13 protein-coding genes and 2 tRNA genes are annotated in these 20,498 nt (G+C 69.6%); 13 read left to right on the top strand and 2 right to left on the bottom strand.

The window, feature by feature from the left end; genetic code table 11:
• Positions 1-10 precede the first annotated feature (10 nt).
• From tig to VFR90_RS07890, 7 genes are all read left to right on the top strand, one after another.
• Positions 11-1,315, top strand: a complete 1,305-nt coding sequence (gene tig / locus VFR90_RS07920) for a trigger factor (RefSeq protein WP_326405566.1) — start codon at positions 11-13, stop codon at positions 1,313-1,315.
• A gap of 88 nt (positions 1,316-1,403) precedes the next feature.
• On the top strand, positions 1,404-2,012 hold the full coding sequence (gene clpP / locus VFR90_RS07915) for an ATP-dependent Clp endopeptidase proteolytic subunit ClpP (protein ID WP_326405565.1): 609 nt from the start codon (positions 1,404-1,406) through the stop codon (positions 2,010-2,012).
• Positions 2,013-2,135: 123 nt separating this feature from the next.
• Positions 2,136-3,407 (top strand): ATP-dependent Clp protease ATP-binding subunit ClpX, encoded by a 1,272-nt coding sequence (gene clpX, locus VFR90_RS07910; RefSeq protein WP_326405564.1) that lies wholly within the window; start codon positions 2,136-2,138, stop codon positions 3,405-3,407.
• 118 nt (positions 3,408-3,525) lie between these two features.
• A complete protein-coding gene (lon, locus tag VFR90_RS07905; protein ID WP_326405563.1) occupies positions 3,526-5,946 on the top strand; it encodes an endopeptidase La in 2,421 nt (806 codons plus the stop codon).
• 85 nt (positions 5,947-6,031) lie between these two features.
• Positions 6,032-6,107: transfer RNA gene (locus tag VFR90_RS07900), tRNA-Gly, on the top strand.
• 45 nt (positions 6,108-6,152) lie between these two features.
• Positions 6,153-6,226: transfer RNA gene (locus VFR90_RS07895), tRNA-Cys, on the top strand.
• A gap of 466 nt (positions 6,227-6,692) precedes the next feature.
• Positions 6,693-9,737, top strand: coding sequence for an ATP-binding protein (locus VFR90_RS07890; protein ID WP_326405562.1), 3,045 nt, complete (start codon positions 6,693-6,695; stop codon positions 9,735-9,737).
• A 46-nt stretch (positions 9,738-9,783) separates the two neighbouring features.
• On the opposite strand, the gene VFR90_RS07885 is transcribed toward VFR90_RS07890, so the two are convergent.
• Positions 9,784-13,233, bottom strand: a complete 3,450-nt coding sequence (locus tag VFR90_RS07885) for a hypothetical protein (protein ID WP_326405561.1) — start codon at positions 13,231-13,233, stop codon at positions 9,784-9,786.
• Between the two features lie 168 nt (positions 13,234-13,401).
• Between VFR90_RS07885 and VFR90_RS07880 the strand changes: the two genes are divergently transcribed.
• The 5 genes from VFR90_RS07880 to VFR90_RS07860 all read left to right on the top strand — a co-directional run bounded on the left by VFR90_RS07880 (position 13,402) and on the right by VFR90_RS07860 (position 19,199).
• Positions 13,402-14,448, top strand: coding sequence for a hypothetical protein (locus VFR90_RS07880; protein ID WP_326405560.1), 1,047 nt, complete (start codon positions 13,402-13,404; stop codon positions 14,446-14,448).
• A gap of 173 nt (positions 14,449-14,621) precedes the next feature.
• Positions 14,622-15,371, top strand: a complete 750-nt coding sequence (locus VFR90_RS07875; RefSeq protein ID WP_326405559.1) for an electron transfer flavoprotein subunit beta/FixA family protein — start codon at positions 14,622-14,624, stop codon at positions 15,369-15,371.
• Position 15,372: 1 nt separating this feature from the next.
• On the top strand, positions 15,373-16,305 hold the full coding sequence (locus VFR90_RS07870) for an electron transfer flavoprotein subunit alpha/FixB family protein (RefSeq protein ID WP_326405558.1): 933 nt from the start codon (positions 15,373-15,375) through the stop codon (positions 16,303-16,305).
• Between the two features lie 91 nt (positions 16,306-16,396).
• Positions 16,397-18,205: an acyl-CoA dehydrogenase gene (locus tag VFR90_RS07865; RefSeq protein WP_326405557.1), complete on the top strand. Its 1,809-nt coding sequence runs from the start codon at positions 16,397-16,399 to the stop codon at positions 18,203-18,205.
• Between the two features lie 34 nt (positions 18,206-18,239).
• Complete coding sequence (locus VFR90_RS07860; RefSeq protein WP_326405556.1) at positions 18,240-19,199, top strand: NAD(P)H-dependent flavin oxidoreductase; 960 nt, start codon at positions 18,240-18,242, stop codon at positions 19,197-19,199.
• A gap of 19 nt (positions 19,200-19,218) precedes the next feature.
• Here VFR90_RS07860 and VFR90_RS07855 read toward each other — a convergent pair whose 3' ends face one another.
• Entirely contained in the window at positions 19,219-19,428 is a 210-nt protein-coding gene (locus VFR90_RS07855; protein WP_326405555.1) for a hypothetical protein, read from the bottom strand.
• 128 nt (positions 19,429-19,556) lie between these two features.
• Here VFR90_RS07855 and VFR90_RS07850 point away from each other — a divergent pair.
• The coding region (locus VFR90_RS07850; RefSeq protein ID WP_326405554.1) for a tRNA dihydrouridine synthase at positions 19,557-20,498 on the top strand (942 nt) is incomplete at its 3' end.

Raw genomic sequence — 20,498 nt, 5'->3', positions numbered from 1 at the left:
AGAGCAAGCCATGGCCGTCACCGTCGAAACGCTCGAGAAGCTCGAGCGCCGCATCACCCTCCGGCTTTCGGCCGACACGATCAAGAACGAGGTCGAGTCGCGGCTCAAGCGGCTTGCGAAGACGGTGAAGGCCGACGGGTTCCGGCCCGGCAAGGTGCCGATGAGCGTGGTCTCGCAGCGCTACGGCTATTCGGTGCAGTACGAAGTGATGAACGACAAGGTCGGCGAGGCCTTCAGCCAGGCGGCCAACGAAGCGAAGCTGCGCGTCGCCGGCGCGCCGCGCATCAGCGAGAAGGACGGCGCGCCCGAAGGCGAGATGGCCTTCGACGCCACCTTCGAGGTCTACCCCGAGGTGAAGCTCGGCGACCTCGCGAGCGCCGAGGTCGAGCGCACCGCGAGCGAAGTCACGGAGGCCGCGATCGACAAGACGCTCGACATCCTGCGCAAGCAGCGCCGGACCTTCGCCCAGCGTCCGGCCGTCGAAGCGGCAGCCGACGAGGACCGGGTCACGATCGACTTCGAAGGCAAGATCGACGGCGTGCCCTTCGACGGCGGGAAGGCCGAAGGCTTCCAGTTCATCCTGGGCGAAGGCCGGATGCTCGAAGCTTTTGAAAAGGCGGTGCGCGGCATGAAGGCGGGCGAATCGAAGACCTTCCCCTTGCAGTTTCCCGAGGACTACCAGGGCAAGGACGTCGCCGGCAAGGAAGCGGACTTCCTCGTGACGCTGAAGAAGGTTGAGGTGCAGCACCTGCCGGAGGTCAACGAAGCGTTCGCGAAGTCGCTCGGCATCCAGGACGCGACGGTCGAAGGCCTGCGCGCCGACATCAAGAAGAACCTGGAGCGCGAAGTGAAATTCCGCGTCGCTGCGCGCAACAAGGCGGCGGTGATGGATGCGTTGGTGAAAACGGCGGAACTCGATGTGCCGCGGGCGCTGGTCGCCGGGGAGGTCGAGCGCATGATCGAGAACGCACGCGCCGACTTGAAGAAGCGCGGCGTCAAAGATGCCGACAAGGCACCGATCCCGGCCGAACTGTTCGCCGAGCAGGCCGAGCGGCGCGTGCGGCTCGGGCTCGTCGTCGCGGAACTCGTGCGTGCCAACCAGTTGCAGGCGAAGCCGGAGCAGATCACTTCGCACATCGATGAGATGGCGCAGAGCTACGAGAAGCCGGAGGAGGTCAAGCGCTGGTACTTCGGCGACCGGCAGCGGCTGGCCGAAGTGGAGGCCGTCGTGATCGAGAACAACGTCGCCGACTTCGTGCTGGGCAAGGCGAAGGTCGTCGACAAAACCGTGCCCTTCGATGAATTGATGGTCTGATGCGGGAAGGCGTGGGCTTGAGGAACAGGCTTCGCCCCGCATCTGCCTTCGACGCAACAGCAGCAATCCACTTCAAGCGAGGTCCTTCATGAGCGCGCTCGACACTCAAGCCTTGGGCATGGTGCCCATCGTCATCGAACAGTCCGGGCGCGGCGAGCGCTCGTACGACATCTACAGCCGCATGCTGCGCGAGCGCGTCGTGTTCCTCGTCGGCCCGGTCAACGACCAGACGGCGAACCTGATCGTCGCGCAGCTGTTGTTCCTGGAAAGCGAGAACCCCGACAAGGACATCTCGCTGTACATCAATTCGCCGGGCGGCTCGGTCAGTGCGGGGCTGTCCATCTACGACACGATGCAGTTCATCAAGCCGGACGTCTCCACGCTGTGCATGGGCATGGCTGCAAGCATGGGTTCGTTCCTGTTGACCGCCGGCGCCAAGGGCAAGCGTTTCGCGCTGCCGAACGCGCGCGTGATGATCCACCAGCCTTCGGGGGGCGCGCAGGGCCAGGCCACCGACATCGAGATCCAGGCACGCGAGATCATCAAGACGCGCGAGCAGCTCAACCGCATCTACGCCGAGCGCACCGGCCAGAGCTACGAGAAGATCACCGCCGACATGGAGCGCGACTTCTTCATGTCGGCCACGGAAGCCAAGGACTACGGGCTGATCGACAAGGTGATCGACAAGCGCGCTTAGCGCAAGGCGTTGTGGCCCGGAGCAGGGCCGGTAAAGCGGCGGTAAACGGGGCTTTTTTCCTATGAAAGGCCCCGTTTTCTTTTCACTTATGATGGGCCGCGACCTCCCCCACCGGCATCACCCATGGCAGAGAAAAAAGGCTCCTCCAGCGAAAAGGTGCTGTATTGCTCTTTCTGCGGGAAGAGTCAGCACGAAGTAAAGAAGCTGATCGCGGGGCCTTCGGTGTTCATTTGCGACGAGTGCATCGAGCTCTGCAACGACATCATCCGCGACGAAGTGCCCGCCGAAGGCCACGAGACCAAGGCCCCGAAGAGTGACCTGCCCGCGCCCGGCGAGATCAAGGCAAGCCTCGACCAGTACGTGATCGGCCAGGAAGCCGCAAAGCGCACGCTCGCGGTCGCCGTCTACAACCACTACAAGCGCCTGAAGCACATGCAGGGCGCGGGCAAGAAGGACGAGATCGAGCTCGCCAAGAGCAACATCCTGCTGATCGGACCCACCGGTTCCGGCAAGACGCTGCTCGCGCAGACGCTTGCGCGACTGCTGAACGTCCCCTTCGTGATCGCTGACGCGACGACGCTCACTGAAGCCGGTTACGTCGGCGAGGACGTCGAAAACATCATCCAGAAGCTGCTGCAGAACTGCAATTACGACGTCGATCGTGCGCAGCGCGGCATCGTCTACATCGACGAGATCGACAAGATCTCGCGCAAGGCCGACAACCCATCGATCACCCGCGACGTGTCGGGCGAGGGCGTGCAGCAGGCGTTGCTCAAGCTCGTCGAAGGCACGATGGCGAGCGTTCCACCGCAGGGCGGACGCAAGCATCCGAACCAGGACTTCCTGCAGATCGACACGACGAACATCCTGTTCATATGCGGTGGCGCCTTCGACGGGCTGGAGAAGGTAATCCAGAACCGCTCGGAAAAGTCGGGCATCGGCTTTTCGGCCTCGGTCAAGTCGAAAAGCGAGCGCAAGGTGAGCGAGGTGTTCCGCGACGCGGAGCCCGAAGACCTGATCAAGTTCGGCCTGATCCCGGAACTGGTCGGCCGCCTGCCGGTGGTCGCGACGCTCGGCGAACTGACCGAGGATGCCCTGGTGCAGATCCTCACCGAGCCGAAGAACGCGCTGGTCAAGCAGTACCAGAAGCTGTTTTCGATGGACGGCGTCGATCTCGAGATCCGCAACTCGGCGTTGACCGCGATCGCGAAGAAGGCGCTGGCGCGCAAGACCGGCGCGCGCGGCCTGCGCTCCATCATGGAGCAGTCGCTGATGGACACCATGTTCGAGCTGCCCACCCTCGAAGGCGTGCAGAAGGTGGTACTCGACGAACACACGATCGACGACCAGGGCAAGCCCCTGCTCGTGTACCGGGAACAGAAGGCGAGCGCCTGATCCGTCGGGTGGCTCGATCCAGACTTTCATGACCGGGCGTTCGCGTTCAGCGACCGCCACCGTCCTTGCAATCCAAGACTCGGGCGTCACCTGACGCTTTCGAGAAAGTGAGACCACCATGTCCGGACATCCGATCCTGCCCTCCGAACCGCTGACCCTGCCGCTGCTGCCGCTGCGTGACGTGGTCGTCTTCCCGCACATGGTCATCCCGCTGTTCGTCGGGCGCCCGAAGTCCATCAAGGCGCTCGAAGCCGCCATGGAGGCGGGCCGTCAGATCATGCTGGTCGCCCAGAAGGCTGCCGGGAAAGACGAGCCCAAGGCGGACGACATGTTCGAGATCGGCTGCGTCTCGAGCATCCTGCAAATGCTCAAGTTGCCCGACGGCACGGTGAAGGTGCTGGTCGAAGGCATGCAGCGTGCGAGCACCAAGCACATCGACGACAGCGGCGAGTTCTTCACCGCCGAGGTCGTGCCACTTGCGCCGGAGGCCGAGCCGTCGCCGGAGGTTGAGGCGCTGCGCCGGGCGGTTACGCAGCAGTTCGACCAGTACGTCAAGCTCAACAAGAAGATCCCCCCTGAGATCCTGACCTCGATTGCCGGCATCGACGACGCCGGACGGCTCGCCGACACCATCGCCGCCCACCTGCCGCTGAAGCTCGAGAACAAGCAGGCGATCCTCGATCTCGATTCAGTCAACAGCCGGCTCGAAAAGCTGCTCGAACAGCTCGAGCACGAAGTCGACATCCTTCAGGTCGAAAAGCGCATCCGCGGCCGCGTCAAGCGGCAGATGGAGAAGAGCCAGCGGGAGTACTACCTGAACGAGCAGGTCAAGGCGATCCAGAAGGAGCTCGGCGAGGGCGAGGAGGGCGCGGACCTCGAAGAACTCGAGAAGAAGATCGTCGCCGCGAAGATGCCCAAGGAGGCGCGCAAGAAGGCGGACGCCGAACTGAAGAAGCTCAAGCTGATGTCGCCGATGAGCGCAGAGGCGACCGTGGTGCGCAACTACATCGACTCGCTGGTCAACCTGCCGTGGGCGAAGAAGACCAAGATCAAGCACGACCTCGTGCATGCCGAGGACGTGCTTAACGAAGACCACTACGGCCTCGACAAGGTCAAGGACCGCATCCTCGAGTACCTCGCGGTGCAAGGGCGCGTCGACAAGGTCAAGGCGCCGATCCTCTGCCTTGTCGGCCCGCCGGGTGTCGGCAAGACCTCGCTCGGCCAGAGCGTCGCCCGCGCCACCGGTCGCAAGTTCGTGCGCATGGCGCTCGGCGGCGTGCGCGACGAAGCGGAGATCCGCGGCCATCGCCGCACCTACATCGGATCGATGCCGGGCAAGGTGCTGTCGAGCCTTTCGAAGGTCGGCACGCGCAACCCGCTGTTCCTGCTCGACGAGATCGACAAGCTCGGCATGGACTTTCGCGGCGATCCTTCATCGGCCCTGCTGGAAGTGCTTGATCCCGAGCAGAACCACACCTTCAGCGATCACTACATCGAACTCGATTTCGACCTGAGCGACGTGATGTTCATCGCGACCTCGAACTCGATGAACATCCCTCCGGCCTTGCTCGACCGGATGGAAGTGATCCGCCTGGCGGGCTACACCGAAGACGAGAAGCTCAACATCGCGCAGAAGTACTTGCTGCCGAAGCAGCGCACCAACAACGGCGTGAAAGACGACGAGCTCGAAGTCACCGAAAGCGCGTTGCGCGGCATCGTCCGCTACTACACGCGCGAAGCCGGCGTGCGATCGCTCGAACGCGAGATCTCGAAGATTTGCCGCAAGGTCGTCAAAGGCCTGCAGCTCAAGAAGTACGAGGGCCGCGTGGTGGTCGAAGAGGGCAACCTCAACGATTTTCTCGGCGTGCGCAAGTTCGACTACGGCCGCGCCGAGAAGGAAGACCAGGTCGGTCAGGTCGTGGGCCTTGCATGGACGGAAGTCGGCGGCGATCTGCTGACGATCGAGGCCGCGGTGATGCCGGGCAAGGGCAACATCATCCGCACCGGATCGCTCGGCGACGTGATGAAGGAATCGGTCGAAGCCGCCCGCTCGGTCGTGCGCTCGCGCTCGCGGCGCTTGGGCATCAAGGACGAGCTGTTCGAGAAGCGCGACATCCACATCCACGTGCCCGACGGCGCGACGCCGAAGGACGGTCCGAGCGCGGGCATCGCGATGACGACGGCCTTCGTCTCGGCGCTCACCGGCATCCCGGTGCGCCACGACGTCGCGATGACCGGCGAGATCACGCTGCGGGGCGAGGTCACCGGTATCGGTGGCCTGAAGGAGAAGCTGCTCGCCGCGCATCGCGGCGGCATCAAAACGGTGATGATCCCGGAGGAGAACGTCAAGGACTTGCAGGACATCCCCGAGAACGTCAAGAACCAGCTCGAGATCGTGCCGGTCAAGTGGATCGACAAGGTGCTGGAAGTCGCGTTGACTGCGGCGCCGCAGCCGCTCGCGGAAGAGGAGGCGAAGGCCGACGCGCCGAAGGCAGGCGAACCCGCGGCCGCGCCCGCGAGCGACGTGATGACGCATTGAATGCAAGCCTCGTGCAGTGCGGCGGGCTCGAAGAATCCGCTACACTGCGCGCCTCGCATCAAGGCATGTCCTTGAAGCGAGCGATGCGGGAATAGCTCAGTTGGTAGAGCGCAACCTTGCCAAGGTTGAGGTCGCGAGTTCGAGCCTCGTTTCCCGCTCCAGTTTTGACATCGAAAGGGAAGCAGCGGCTTCCCTTTCTCGTCTTCGGCGCGGTAGCAAAGCGGTTATGCAGCGGATTGCAAATCCGTCCAGGCCAGTTCGACTCTGGCCCGCGCCTCCAGACTTCTCGTACGCCCCGTTCGCACGGGGCGTTTTCTTTTTCGCGCCTGCTTCACGAGGTGGTCCTTGCGGTGCGCGACACTTCGGGCCCTGGGCCTCGATGGCGAAATAGGCAGACGCAGCGGACTTGAACTGATTTGAGCGCTCGCGCGGAAACGCGCGGGATGACACCCGTCAAAGTCGGCGAACCCCCTGCGAGCACTGCGCGCGAGGCAACGCCGAGCCAAGCCGCCCCGTCCCGGCGGAAGGTGTAGAGAGCGGACGGCGGGCACCTACCGGAGCGTCGATGCGGCGCTTCCACGGTGAAGGCGCGCTCCAGACCCCGAACATGCGCCCTGCGGTACGCGCAGTGGCGCATGGCGGCGAAAGCCGTAGAGGCAGGAAAATCCGCAGGACTTCACCGTCCGTGCCGGTTCGAACCCGGCTCGAGGCACCAGAGCGATCGACACCGCAGGAGCCCGCCCTCCGTGAACGACGATCTCGCACCGGCCGGCGGCTCCAAGCGCCGGTACCTGACGGTGCTGTTCTCCGACCTCACCGGCTCCACCCGCCTGGCCGACTCCATGGAGGCCGAGCACTACGCCGAGCTGCTGACCGCGTTGCGCGAGGTCAGCCACGACGTGGTCGCCAAGCATGGCGGGACGCTGGTACGAATGCAGGGCGACGGCCTGCTCGCGATCTTCGGCCACCCGGTCTCGCTGGAAGACGACGGCCGGCGCGCCGTCGAGGCGGCACTCGAACTCCACGCGCTCGTGCGCTCGACGCCGCTCGACGCGCCTCTGCCACCCGACCTGCCGCTCGCGCTGCACAGCGGCGTGCATGCCGGCCTGCTGCTGATCGAGCCCGGCGACTTGGTGCGCGGGCGCTTCGAGATCGTCGGGGACGCGGCCAACGTCGCCGCGCGCTTGTCGAGCGCGGCAGAGCCCGACGAGGTGCTCGTCAGCGAGGAGACGCTCGGCCGTGCCAGCCACTTCTTTCGCACGGGGCCGCATCGGCGCCTCGCGGTCAAGGGCAAGAACCAGCCGATCGAGGTGGTCCCGGTGTCTGCGCGTGCAGAAGTGGCGTCGCGTTCGCAGGCGTCTCGGCGCCGCGGCCTCACGCCCTTCATCGCGCGGCAGGCCGAGCTCGCGGTGCTCGAAGCCGCTCTCGACGACGCAGTGCAGGGCCGGGCCCGGCACCTGGTGATCGTCGCGCCGCCGGGCACCGGCAAGACGCGGCTTGCCGAGGAATTCCTCCAGCGCGCGGTCGCGCGCGGCTGTCTCGTGCACCGCGGCGACTGCGAGAGCTACCTGAGCGCCGAGCCGCTGCAGCCGCTGCTGCAGGTGCTGCGCGAGCTGGTCGGCCTGCGGCCTGGCGTCGCGCCGGCCGAGGCACTGCTCGCCTGCAAGGCGTGGACGCAGGCCCTGGACGCGACGCTCGCGGCACACGCCGCGGTGTTACGCCCGCTGCTGGCAACGGCCGGTGAAGGCGCGGCCGGCTTGCAGGCGCAGGCCGCGTTGGTCGAGCTGCTGCTCGGCCTGTCGCTGCACCGACCGCTGCTGCTCTTCATCGACGACTGGCAGTGGTCCGACGACGCGACCCGCCACGCGGTGACCGCGCTGCGTGCCGCGATCGATGCCGGCGCCGGCCACCGGCTGCTGCTGCTGGTGGCGAGCCGGCCGAGCGAATCGATTGCGGCCGACAGCGCCGGCAGCCCGACGCTTGCGCTCGCGGCCTTCGACGACGACGCGGCCGCGGAGACCATCGCGCGCCTGCTGCCGCGCGTCGACCCGTTCGTGCAGGACGAGATCCGCAACTACGCCGGTGGCAACCCGCTGTTCATCGAGGAGCTGTGCCATTCGGCGTCGCACGAGCCGACCGATCGGCGCGCGCGGCGCTCGCACGGCGGGCCGGCCTGGCTCGAGGCGCTGATCCAGTCGCGTGTCGAACGCCTCGCGCCCGAACAGGCCGAGCTGGTGCGCACCGCGGCCGTCATCGGCAACGTCGTGCCGAGCTGGCTCTTGCGGCGCCTCACCGGCGTCGCGGAAGACCACCCGCGGCTGCGCGCCCTCGCCGACGAGGACTTCCTCTTTCCCGGCGACACGCCGGGCACGCTGCGCTTCAAGCACGGCATCGCGCGCGACGTGATCTATGCGGCGGTCGGGCTGCGCCAGCGGCAGGCGCTGCATCTGGCGGTCGCCGAAGTGCTGGCCGCGCGCGAGGAAGCCGACGCGCCGCACGAGGCGCTGGCCTACCACTACGGCGCGGCCGGCCGCCCCGTCGAGGCGGCGCGGCATGCCGAACTGGCCGGCGACCGCGCTCGGCTGGCGTCGGCGCTCGATCGCGCGAAGACGCATTACCGCGCCGCGCTCGCCGCGCTCGACACGATGCCGGCCGCCGAACGCGACGAGCGCCGCTGGCTCGGCATCGCGCAGCGCTTCGGCCTGGCCTGCGTGTTCGATGCGGCGCGGCAGGATCTCGCGCTGTTCCGCCGCGCGGTGCAGATCGCGCAGGCGCACGACGACGCGCCGTCGATCGCCGCGGCCGAGTACTGGCTCGGCTACATCCACTACGCGCTCGGCGAAGCGCCGGCCGCCGCGTTGCACGGCGAGCGCGCGCTCGACGCCGCGTTGCGCGCCGACGCGCACCCTCTCGCGGTGCAGGTGCGCGCGACGCTCGGCCAGGTGCGCATGGCCACCGGCGAGTACGACGCGGCGCTCGCGCTGCTCGACGAGGCGATCGCCGTGAAGCGTCGCCACCGCAGCGGCGGCAAGCCGGCGGTCGGCTCGGCCTATTCGCTCGCGACGAAGGCGACGGTGCTCGGCGACCTGGGCCGCTTCGACGAAGCCGAGGCCTGCTTCGCCGAAGCGCTGCATGCCGCGGGCCACGGCTCGCACGAGGTCGAGGCCTCGACGCGCGGCCTGCAGGCCGCGGTGCTGCTGTGGCAGGGCCGCTGGGACGAAGCGCGCGCCGCGGCGGCGCACGCCTGCCGCATCGCGCAGCGCGTGCGCAGCCTCTATTCATTGGCGATGAGCGACGCCGCCGGCGCCTACGGTGCGTGGATGACCGAGCGGCGGCCCGAGTCGCTGCAGACCATCCGCCGCGCCGGCAGCTGGCTCGAGTCGCGCGAGGGTCGGCTGTTCGCCTCGCTGCTGCACGGCTGGCGTGCCGACGGCCTGGCCGATGCCGGCGACGCCGCCGGCCTGCGCCAGGCCGTCGCCGAGGCGCTGCGGCGCGCGCGCCAGCACGACCGGCTCGGCGTGCCGATGGCGCTGCGCGCGATGGCGCGTGCCGCCTCGGTGGCCGGCGACGGCGCCACGGCCGACCGCTGGCTCGCGCGCGCGCTCGATGCGGCGCACGCCCGGCAATCGGCGCACGAGATCGCCGTGACCCGCTGGGCGCAGGCCGCGTGGGGCCGCGACCGCAGCGCGGCGCCGCGGCATCTCGACGCGGCCGAAGCGGCGTTCGAGCGCATGCGCATGCCCTGGCACCTGGCGCAGGCGCGTGCGCTGCGCAAGACGACGGAAGCCTAGGCCGCCGCGCGACGCGCCGGCGCGTCGACCGGCGGGCCGGCCGACGCTAGGGCCGCTCGAGCACGACGTGGCCGCTCGCGAGCCCGCGCCGCAGCGTGCCGGCTTCGAGCAACGCGAGCATCAGCCCGGTCAACACCCCCATCGCCATCGCGCGACCGGGGCAGGGGTGGACCGGCCCGCCGTCCGGCGGCGGCACGCGGTACTCGCCGCCGAACATCAGCGCGGGATCGGCCCGGCCCGCCTGCGCCAGCTGCCGGCTGGCTGCCAGCAGGCCGATCACCACCGTCGCGCCCTCGGCCACGCGCACGCCGGCGATCGAGTGCTGGCGCTTCGCGCGGCGCCACAGCATGTCGGGCACCGGCAGGCCGAGCATGGTGTCCTGCAGCGCGGCGCGCAGGCGGCTGCGCCTGGCCGCGGCGTCGGGCAGCGCTGCGAGCTCGAGCTGCAGCTCCCAGAACTTCGTGTCGCGCAGCCACACGCCGAGCACGGCGCGCGCGTTGCCGTAGACCGTCGGCGTGAACCCGAACAGGCTGCCGACCACGGTGCGCGCGACTTCCTCGTCCACCTCGTCCTTGTCGCGCGCGCCCGCACGCAGCCGCACCGCGGCCTCGACCTTCGACGACACCGGCGCATCGAATCGGCCATGCTCCTTCAGGTAGGCAAGCGCGGCACGGCGCAGGCCGTCGCCGTGCCGCTCGCCGTAGCCGGCGATCGACGCCGACGGATGCGGGCCAAACACGTAGCGCGAGGCCGACAGCGCATCCCCCGGGCAGCGTGGCGGCGCGTCGAGGTCGGCGCGCCACGAGCCGGCGGCGACATGCCGGCCGTCGGGCAAGTCGAACCACAGCGTCGAAAGCTGCGCGAGCAGCCGGTCGGCGAGCACGGCGGTGTCGATCGTGATCAGGCGCCGCGTGCCGCTCGCATCCGGCTCCTGCGGCCAGGCGCCGCGGTCGATCAGCGCTTGCGCGAGCGGATGGGCGGCGTCGAAGGCTGCGGGCTCGTCGATGCTCGCGAGCGCCGCGTTGATCCCCGGCGCGACGGCCGCGTGCTCCGGCTCGTCCATGCCCAGATGGTTGAGCCCGATCGAGCGGCCCATGCGCTCGGCGTAGCCCTCGACACTCAGGTGCCCGTCGCGGTCGCGCAGCAACTCGCAGACCGCCTTGGGCTGTGCGACCAGCACGCCGTAGTCGGTCGCGAGCACGCCCTTGGGCTGCTCGGCCACGTCCTTCCAGGCGGCGGCGCGCTCCAGCGGATCGAGCGATTCGAGCCGCTGCTGCCAGTGGCCGAAGTCCTTCGGCAGCCGGCGCGGCTTGGCGGCCAGCGAAGGCGCCGTCGGTTCGATACGGCCGATGCCCCGCAGCGCCGGCAGCGAGGGCACGAACAGGTACAGGCCCCATTGCAGCGAGACGAAGGGGTCGGGCCCGAGGTCGATGCGCACCGGCCGACCCTGCGCGTCGACGCATGCGAACTCGCGCGGGCGTCCCTGTTGCGGCACGCCGAGCAGCGGGTCGGCGTCGGTCGAGGGCAGGTGGGTGCTGTTGCCGCCGGCCAGCCAGCGCTGCAGCACCTCGAACTGCTCGGCGATGCTGGCGCAATAGGCCATGAACACGATGCCGCGATCGGCATCGTCGGGTTGCTGTTCGTTCATGCGCGCGCCGTAGCTCATGCCGCGGCGCAGGATGCGTGGCGCCGGATGCAAGGCGGCCGACGGCGTGGCCTGCGTGCCGTCGCGCGGGTTCGCGCGGCGCACGTGCGACTGCAGCGGGCAGCGCGCGCCGTTGGCGTCGCCGGCGAAGTTGAAGTCGTTCGTGCCGGCCGCGCCGACCGGCGCCGCGAGCGCCGCGCCACTCCTGCGCCGGCCGATCGCGGCTTCGAGCAGCGCGTCGGGCGCCACGCCGATCGTCGCGGCCTGCTCGCCGAGGCGCTCGAGCATCGTGCGCACGTGCTGGCGCAGCTTGCGCACGACGAGGAAGCTGCCATGGTCGAGCAGCGCGTTCGCGCAGCCGGGGTAGGGGCCGTCGCCACGGTCGTTCGGGTGGCCGAGGAAGATCTCGCCCGGCTGCACCTGGTCGTTCCAGTGCTGCGGCGGCGCCTCGTGCGCGCCGAGCTGCGGCTGGCTCAGCCCGTCGGCGAAGCCGAGCTGGTCGACCATCAGGTGCGCCGCGGCAGGGTGATGCTCGGGTCGCGGCAGGCGCAGCATCGGCTCGCGCGCAAGCACCTGCAGTCCGCAGCCCGGCGGCAGCAGCGTCTCGACGACCGGCGCGAAGTCGACGTGCACGCCGTCGTCGTCGAGCCGGCGCTGCGGGAAGTTCGCGCGCAGCTGGAGCACGGCGTGCACCAGAGAAAGTTCGAGCCGCGTGGTCGATCCTTGCAGCTTCGGCCGCAGCCATTGCGTCGGATGGTTGCCGCGCAGGTCGCCCAGCACGCCGCAGCGCGCTTCCATGCCTTGCACAAACTCCTGCGGAAAGAGCGCGAGCTGCGACTCCGGCTCGCCCAGCGCGCGCAGGCCGGCGTGGGTGAACGCGAGGTTGCGCCAGGGCCCGGCGGCCGGCGCATCCTGTTCGGGCGTGACGGGAAAGGACCGCAGCGTCGCGACCGCCCTGGCACGATCGGTCACGCGCAGCAGCAGCAGCACCCCGTCGGTCAGCGGTGCATAGCCGCGCAGGATGCCGCCTTGCAGATCGGCGGATTGCAAGCCGCCGCGCGGAGGCGGCAGCGATGGGCGCGCAAGCGGCGGCTGCTCGAACCACTCGAGCGCGGCCCCGGCCACCAGCCGAGCGGGATCGCCGGCCGCGAGGCCGAGCTGGGTCACGCGGCCGGCGCGCACGCCGGGCACGATGTCGTGCGCCGCGCGCAGCAGGATCGGTGCGTCGGCGCCGGTGAACAGCGCATTCAAGGCATGCAGCGCCGCGATCGGCTTCAGCGCCGCGACCGCCTGCTCGCGCAGGCTCGGCGCCGGCTTCGTCACCGGCCGGCCGGCGGGCAAGGTGCGCTGGTCGCCGACGGTCACCGGCGCATCGACGTAATAGAACGCCGGTGCGTCCTTCGCGCCGATCTCGAAGCGACGCACCCAGGCGATGTAGTCGGCATAGCTGCTCGCCGCGGCCAGTGGATAGCCCTCGCAGTGGCAGAACATCAGGTCGAGCAGCGTGCCGAGGTCGCGCCAGATGAAGCGCATGTACGGCTCCCAGCCGCCGTCGAAGCTGACGCTCAGCAGGAAGCGCGTGGGCTCGCCCGGCAGCGTCGGCGCAACGATCGAGAAGCGGAACTCGTGGATCGTCTCGAGCCGGCCGATCGGGTCGGGCAGCACCGCCGCATCGCGCAGCGACTCACGCTGGCCGCGCCGCAGCGCGCTTAGCACGCCAAGCACGAGCTCGAGCCGCTTCGCGTGGCTCACCCGTTGAAAGCTGTGCTCGACCAGCCCCGCCTTCACCGTCGCGAGGACGCTGAGGTTGGTGATGCCGGCCAGCTCGGTTGCAGGCTTGAGCTGGGCCATCGCCGTCTCCCTCCGACTGCCGCGGACATCATCGATCCGCAGCACCGCCGGCTCCTCCCTTCGGGGGTGGATGCCGTTTGTCTCCCCGCCGCGAAGGATGCCGCCTGGCGCCGCGCAGCACAGCGGGAAATACGCGGCCGGACGATCGAGCAACGCGGAGCGCGACGCATGGCGACGGTGAAGGAGCAGGCCGCAAGTGCCGAGGCTCAGGCGGTGAACCCGGCGGTGCTGGGCCACCGCCATCGCGGCTGGCGCCGCATGCTGCGCATCGGTGCCGACGGCGGCGAACTCGCCCCGATCGCCGCGTCGGTCAGCGACTTCATGCCGGCCAAGCTGCTCTATGCCGAAGGCGATTCCTGGCTGGCCGGCGCCGGCGCTGCGGGCAGCGCCGCCGACGCACTGATCCCGGCGATCCGCACGCCTTTTCTCACCGCAGTGGTCGATGCCTCGCAGCCGGGCCTGGCGCTGCGCGAGGCGATCCATGGCCACCGGCTGCGGCGCACACGGGCGATGTTCGCGGCCTTCGGCTTCGACGCGGTGCTGCTGTCGATCGGCGGCAAGGACCTGATCGACGCGATCGTCGAGCGCGCCGAGCTCGAGGCCGAGGCGCGCGCCGCGGGGGCGCCGCCCTCGGCCTTCGCCACCGGCGGCTTCGCGCCGGGCGCCGATCCGCTCGCCGGCCCCGGCGAACGCGACGGCCCGATCGACTGGGTCGTGCGCTCGATCCTGCGCTTCGTCGACCTGCGCGACGGCGCCGGCGACCCCGTCACTCGCCGAGCGCCGATCTTCGTCAACGGCTACGAGTGGCTGCAGCCGCGCGCCTGCGCGCTGCATCCGTTCAGCCGCGAGATGCCGGCCGGCGGGCCGTGGCTGCATCCGGCGCTCGTGGCGGCCGGCTTCGACGGCGCGCAGATGCGCCGCTGCGTCGAGGCCGTCGTCGACGCGCTGCACGCGCGGCTGCACGCCGCGTTCGCCGAGCGCAGCAACGTGGTCCTGGTCGATCAGCGCGGGCTGCTCGACGCCGCCGCGCCCGGATCGACGGACGCCGACGGCGACTGGCTCGACGAGATCCACCCCAGTCCCGCCGGCTTCACCAAGCTCGCCCGCCACCGCTGGGACGTCGCCTTGTCGCGTGCGCTCGGCTGGTCGCCGAAAGAGGGCGATCTGGTGCCGGCTCAGACTGGCCTGCGCGTCGCCGCGGCGCGCAAGGAGTGAGCTCTCCAATCGCGGCGCCCGGCCTGCCGGGAGGCCCTGGCTAGAATCGAACGATCGTGCTTTTCGAGGGGCCCTTCAGGGGGCTTGCGAAAGGCGCCTCCTTAGAATCGATCGACCTCGGCGGCCTGTTCGCCGAGGCTTCCGGCGGCCGCGCCGCCCCTCCAGGAGATCCGATGAAGGCATTGGTCGCGGTCAAGCGCGTGGTGGACTACAACGTCAAGGTGCGCGTCAAGTCCGACGGCAGCGGCGTCGACATCGCCAACGTCAAGATGAGCATGAATCCCTTCGACGAGATCGCCGTCGAAGAAGCGATGCGGCTCAAGGAAAAGGGCGTGGTGACCGAGGTGATCGCGGTCTCCTGCGGCGTGCCGCAATGCCAGGAGACGCTGCGCACCGCGATGGCCATCGGCGCCGACCGCGCGATCCTCGTCGAGACCGACGCCGAACTGCAGCCGCTGGCCGTGGCCAAGCTGCTGAAGGCGGTGATGGACAAGGAGCAGCCGCAGCTGGTGATCCTCGGCAAACAGGCGATCGACGACGACTGCAACCAGACGGGCCAGATGCTCGCCGCGCTGGCCGGCATTGGCCAAGCGACGTTCGCGAGCAAGGTCGAGGTCGCCGACGGCGCGGTTTCGGTGGCCCGCGAGGTCGACGGCGGCTCGGAGACCGTCAAGCTCGCGTTGCCCGCGGTCGTGACCACCGACCTGCGCCTGAACGAGCCGCGCTACGTGACGCTGCCGAACATCATGAAGGCGAAGAAGAAGCCGCTCGAGGTGCTGAAGCCGGCCGACCTGGGCGTCGATGTCGCGCCGCGCATCAAGACGCTGAAGGTCGCCGAGCCGCCCAAGCGCAGTGCCGGCATCAAGGTACCCGACGTCGCGACGCTGGTGAACAAGTTGAAGAACGAAGCGAAGGTGATCTGAGATGGCCGCACTCGTCATTGCCGAACACGACCACGGCGCCCTCAAGCCCGCGACCCTGAACACCGTGAGCGCCGCGCTGCAGTGCGGGGGCGATGTCCACGTGCTCGTCGCGGGCCATGACGCCGAAGGCGCGGCGCAGGCCGCGGCGCAGATCGCCGGCGTCGCGAAGGTGCTGCTTGCCGATGCACCCAGTCTCGCCGAGCAGCTTGCCGAGAACGTCGCGGCGCAGGTCGTCGCGATTGCCAAGGACTACAGCCACGTGCTGTTTCCCGCGACGGCGCACGGCAAGAACGTCGCGCCGCGCGTCGCTGCGCTGCTCGACGTGGCGCAGCTCAGCGACATCACGAAGGTCGTCTCGCCCGACACCTTCGAGCGCCCGATCTACGCCGGCAACGCGATCGCCACGGTGCAGAGCGGCGATGCGGTCAAGGTGGTGACCGTGCGCACCACCGGCTTCGATCCCGCGGCGCAGGCCGGCGGCAACGCCGCGGTCGAGAAGCTCGACGCGGTGGCCGACAGCGGCAAATCCAGCTTCGTCGGCGCCGAGATCGCGAAGCTCGACCGTCCCGAGCTCACCGCCGCCAAGATCATCGTCAGCGGCGGCCGCGCGCTCGGCTCCAGCGAGAAGTTCACCGAGCTGCTGACGCCGCTGGCCGACAAGCTCGGCGCCGCGCTCGGCGCGAGCCGCGCCGCCGTCGACGCCGGCTACGCGCCGAACGACTGGCAGGTCGGACAGACGGGCAAGATCGTCGCGCCCCAGCTCTACATCGCCTGCGGCATCAGCGGCGCGATCCAGCATCTGGCTGGCATGAAGGACAGCAAGGTGATCGTCGCGATCAACAAGGACGCGGAGGCGCCGATCTTCAGCGTGGCCGACTACGCGCTCGAAGCCGACGTGTTCGAGGCGGTGCCCGAGCTGGTCAAGCAGCTCTGAACTTCGTTTCGCCCGCCCACGCGCCTGCACGTGCCACCGCGTCCAGGCGCTTTTTCTTGGCGCACCCACGTACCGAAGCAGGAGACGAGCCATGAGTTACCGCGCACCGCTGAAGGACATGCTGTTCTGCGTCGAGCATCTCGCGCAGATCGAGAACGTCGCGAAGCTGCCCGGCTTCGAGGAGGCCGGGCTGGAAACCGCGCAGGCGGTGCTCGAGGAGTGCGCGAAGCTCAACGAGGATGTCGTGGCGCCGCTGAATCGCGCGGGTGACCTGCAGCCGTCGTCGTTCCAGTCCGGCAAGGTCACGACGACGCCCGGCTTCAAGGAAGCCTTTCGCCAGTTCGCCGAAGGCGGCTGGCAGGGCCTGCAGCACCCGGCGGCGTTCGGCGGCCAGGGCCTGCCGAAGACGATCGGGGCCGCGTGCATCGAGATGCTCAACAGCGCGAACCTCAGCTTCGCGCTGTGCCCTCTGCTGACCGACGGCGCGATCGAGGCGCTGCTCACCGCAGGCACCGAAGAACAGCAGCAGCGCTACCTGCCGAAGCTGATCTCGGGCCAGTGGACCGGCACGATGAACCTGACGGAGCCGCAGGCCGGCAGCGACCTGGCGCTGGTGCGCACCCGCGCCGAACCGCAGCTGGGCCCGTCCGGCCAGCCCGACGGCAGCTACCGCATCTTCGGCACCAAGATCTACATCACCTATGGCGAGCACGACATGGCCGAGAACATCGTCCATCTGGTGCTCGCGCGCGTGGCCGGCGCGCCGGAGGGCGTGAAGGGGATCTCGCTGTTCATCGTGCCGAAGTTCCTGGTGAACGCGGACGGCTCGCTGGGCGAGCGCAACGACGTGCAGTGCGTGTCGATCGAGCACAAGCTCGGCATCAAGGCCAGCCCCACCGCGGTGCTGCAGTACGGCGATCGCGGCGGGGCGACCGGCTGGCTCATCGGCCAGGAGAACCGCGGCCTCGAGTACATGTTCATCATGATGAACGCCGCGCGCTACGCGGTCGGCGTGCAAGGCATCGCGGTGGCCGAGCGCTCCTACCAGCAGGCGGTGGCCTACGCGAAGGACCGCGTGCAGAGCCGCCCGGTCGACGGCTCGCTGCCCGGCAGCGCCGCGATCATTCATCACCCCGACGTGCGCCGCATGCTGATGACGATGCGCGCGCACACCGAAGGCTGCCGCGCGATGGCGATCGCCGCGGCCGCGGCCTACGACGCTGCGCATGCGCACCCCGACGCCGAGCAGCGCCGGCAGCACCAGGCCTTCTACGAATTCATGGTGCCGCTGGTCAAGGGCTACAGCACCGAGATGAGCCTCGAGGTCACCTCGCTCGGCGTGCAGGTCCACGGCGGCATGGGCTACATCGAGGAAACCGGCGCTGCGCAGCACTACCGGGACGCGAAGATCCTCACGATCTACGAAGGCACGACCGCGATCCAGGCCAACGACCTCGTCGGCCGCAAGACCCTGCGCGACGGCGGCACGGTCGCCAAGGCGGTCGCGCGCCAGATCGCCCAGACGGAAGGCGAGCTCGCCGATCGTTCGAGCGCCGCGGCGCGCGCGGTGCTGCGGCGCCTGAGGGCCGCCCGCGTCGCCTTCGAGCAGGTGGTCGACTTCGTCGTCGCCTCGGGCAAGTCGGACCCGAACGCGGTGTTCGCCGGCTCGGTGCCCTACCTGATGCTGGCCGGCCAGCTGGTCGCCGGCTGGCAGATGGCGCGCGCGCTGCTCGTCGCCGAAGACGCGCAGGCGGCAGGGACCGACGTCGACTTCATGGCTGCGAAGATCGCCACCGCCCGCTTCTACGCCGAGCACATGCTCGCCAAGCTTCCCGGCGTGCGCGACGGCATCGTCGAAGGTGCCGAGTCGGTCACCGCACTGGCGCTCGAAGCCTTCTGATCCTTATCCACCGCCCACTCGAAGAAGTACCGCCATGCCGCTGCCCGCCGTTCTCGCGAAACTGCCCTTGCCGATCATCGGCTCGCCGCTGTTCATCATCAGCAACCCGAAGCTCGTCATCGCGCAGTGCAAGGCCGGCATCGTCGGCTCGATGCCGTCGCTGAACGCGCGGCCCGCGGAGCAGCTCGACGAGTGGCTGGCCGAGATCACCGAGACGCTCGCCGCACACGACCGCGCGCATCCCGACCGCCCGGCGGCGCCGTTCGCGATCAACCAGATCGTCCACAAGACCAACGACCGGCTCGAGCACGACATGCAGATCTGCGCCAAGTACAAGGTGCCGATCGTCATCACTTCGCTGGGCGCGCGCACCGACATCAACGACGCGGTGCATGCCTGGGGCGGCATCGTGCTGCACGACATCATCAACAACGCCTTCGCGAAGAAGGCGATCGAGAAGGGCGCCGACGGGCTGATCGCGGTGGCGGCCGGCGCAGGCGGCCATGCGGGCGTGAAGAGCCCGTTCGCGCTGATCCAGGAGATTCGCCAGTGGTTCGACGGCCCGATCGCCTTGAGCGGCGCGATCGCCACCGGCGACGCCGTGCTCGCCGCGCAGGCGATGGGCGCCGACCTCGCCTACATCGGCTCTGCCTTCATCGCGACCGAAGAAGCACGCGCCTCCGACGGCTACAAGCAGGCGATCGTCGAAGGCACGAGCGACGACATCGTCTACTCGAACCTTTTCACCGGTGTGCACGGCAACTACCTGAAGCCGTCGATCCGCAACGCCGGGCTCGACCCGGACAACCTGCCCGAGAGCGACCCGAGCAAGATGAACTTCGGCGGCGAGGGGGCCAAGAAGGCCTGGAAGGACATCTGGGGCTGCGGCCAGGGCATCGGCGCGGTGCGCGAGGTGCTGCCCGCGTCGGCACTGGTCGAGCGGCTGGCGGCCGAGTACGCCGCGGCGCGCACGCGGCTCGGGCTGGCGGCCTGAGCCGCAGCCGCGGCGGCGCCTACGGCTCGCTGCCCGCGTACTGCTGCTTGCGGGCCTTCCAGCGCTCCTTGTGCCGCGCGATGCGCTCGTCGAGGCGCTGGCTTTCGCGTTCGACGGCTTCCGGCCGGGGCGGCTTCACCGTCGGCGAGTCGTCGAAGTCGTAGGGTTGGCAGGCCGCCGAGACGAGCGCGACACCCGCCACCACCGCAAAAACCCAGTTCGATTCCATCGCAGACTCCCGCGGGGCTGCTCACAGCCTCGTCAGCCGCAGTCTTGCGAGCCCGCAGGCCCGCCGGCATCGGCAGCCCGCGCGCAGCGGCGTCGGGCGCGTCCTACAGCGCCGCCGACAATGCGCCGATGACGCTGTTGCTCGCGCCGATGGAAGGCCTGCTCGACTGCACGCTGCGCGACGTGCTGACGCGCTCCGGCGGCGTCGATCGCTGCGTCAGCGAGTTCATCCGCGTCACCGGCACGCTGCTGCCCGAGCGTGCCTTCTGGCGGATCGTTCCCGAGCTGCGCAAAGGCGGTCGCACCGCGACCGGCGTGCCCGTCCGCCCGCAGCTGCTGGGCAGCGATGCGGCCTGCCTTGCCGACAACGCGGCGCGGCTGGCCGAACTGGGCGCGCCGGGAATCGACCTGAACTTCGGCTGCCCCGCGAAAGTGGTCAACCGCCACGGCGGCGGCGCGGCGCTGCTGCGCGAGCCGGAGACGCTGCGGACCATCGTCGCCGCGGTGCGCCGTGCCGTGCCGGCGGCGCTGCCGGTGACCGCGAAGATGCGCCTCGGCTACGACGACGACTCCCGCGCCGAGGACTGCGCACGCGCGATCGAGTCCGGCGGCGCGAGCGAGATCGTGGTCCACGCGCGCACCCGGGCCGACGGCTACCGGCCGCCGGCGCACTGGCACCGGATCGCCGACCTGAAGCGTGTCGTCGCGCTGCCCTTGGTCGCCAACGGCGAGATCTGGACGCTCGCCGACGCGCTGCGCTGCCGCGAGACTTCGGGCTGCGCAAGCCTGATGCTCGGCCGCGGCATGGTCGCCGACCCCGGGCTCGCGCTCGCGATCCGCGCGCACGACGCAGGCCGCGCGGGCGGCGTCGCCTGGCGCGAGATCGAGCCGCTGCTGCGCCTGTTCTGGCGCAGCGTGTCCGCTCGGGTCGTGCCGCGCCACCGTGCCGGGCGGCTCAAGCAGTGGCTGAACCTGCTGCGCCGCCGGCACGCCGAGGCCGAGTCGCTGTACCAGGCGCTGCGCACGCACAACGAGGCGCGCGAGGTCGAGGCGGCGCTATGGCGCGCGACC

It is taken from the genome of Methylibium sp., assembly GCF_035762065.1.
Classification (GTDB): domain Bacteria; phylum Pseudomonadota; class Gammaproteobacteria; order Burkholderiales; family Burkholderiaceae_C; genus Methylibium.
Note: the sequence above shows the minus strand (reverse complement) of the source record. Positions and strands in the feature narration are given on the sequence as shown.

Coding starts and splice junctions, on each gene's coding strand:
- VFR90_RS07885 (WP_326405561.1), bottom strand. CDS start 13,233: ATGGCCCAGCTCAAGCCTGCAACCGAGCTGGCCGGCATCACCAACCTC.
- VFR90_RS07860 (WP_326405556.1), top strand. CDS start 18,240: ATGCCGCTGCCCGCCGTTCTCGCGAAACTGCCCTTGCCGATCATCGGC.
- VFR90_RS07875 (WP_326405559.1), top strand. CDS start 14,622: ATGAAGGCATTGGTCGCGGTCAAGCGCGTGGTGGACTACAACGTCAAG.
- tig (WP_326405566.1), top strand. CDS start 11: ATGGCCGTCACCGTCGAAACGCTCGAGAAGCTCGAGCGCCGCATCACC.
- VFR90_RS07865 (WP_326405557.1), top strand. CDS start 16,397: ATGAGTTACCGCGCACCGCTGAAGGACATGCTGTTCTGCGTCGAGCAT.
- VFR90_RS07870 (WP_326405558.1), top strand. CDS start 15,373: ATGGCCGCACTCGTCATTGCCGAACACGACCACGGCGCCCTCAAGCCC.
- VFR90_RS07855 (WP_326405555.1), bottom strand. CDS start 19,428: ATGGAATCGAACTGGGTTTTTGCGGTGGTGGCGGGTGTCGCGCTCGTC.
- clpP (WP_326405565.1), top strand. CDS start 1,404: ATGAGCGCGCTCGACACTCAAGCCTTGGGCATGGTGCCCATCGTCATC.
- clpX (WP_326405564.1), top strand. CDS start 2,136: ATGGCAGAGAAAAAAGGCTCCTCCAGCGAAAAGGTGCTGTATTGCTCT.
- VFR90_RS07880 (WP_326405560.1), top strand. CDS start 13,402: ATGGCGACGGTGAAGGAGCAGGCCGCAAGTGCCGAGGCTCAGGCGGTG.
- lon (WP_326405563.1), top strand. CDS start 3,526: ATGTCCGGACATCCGATCCTGCCCTCCGAACCGCTGACCCTGCCGCTG.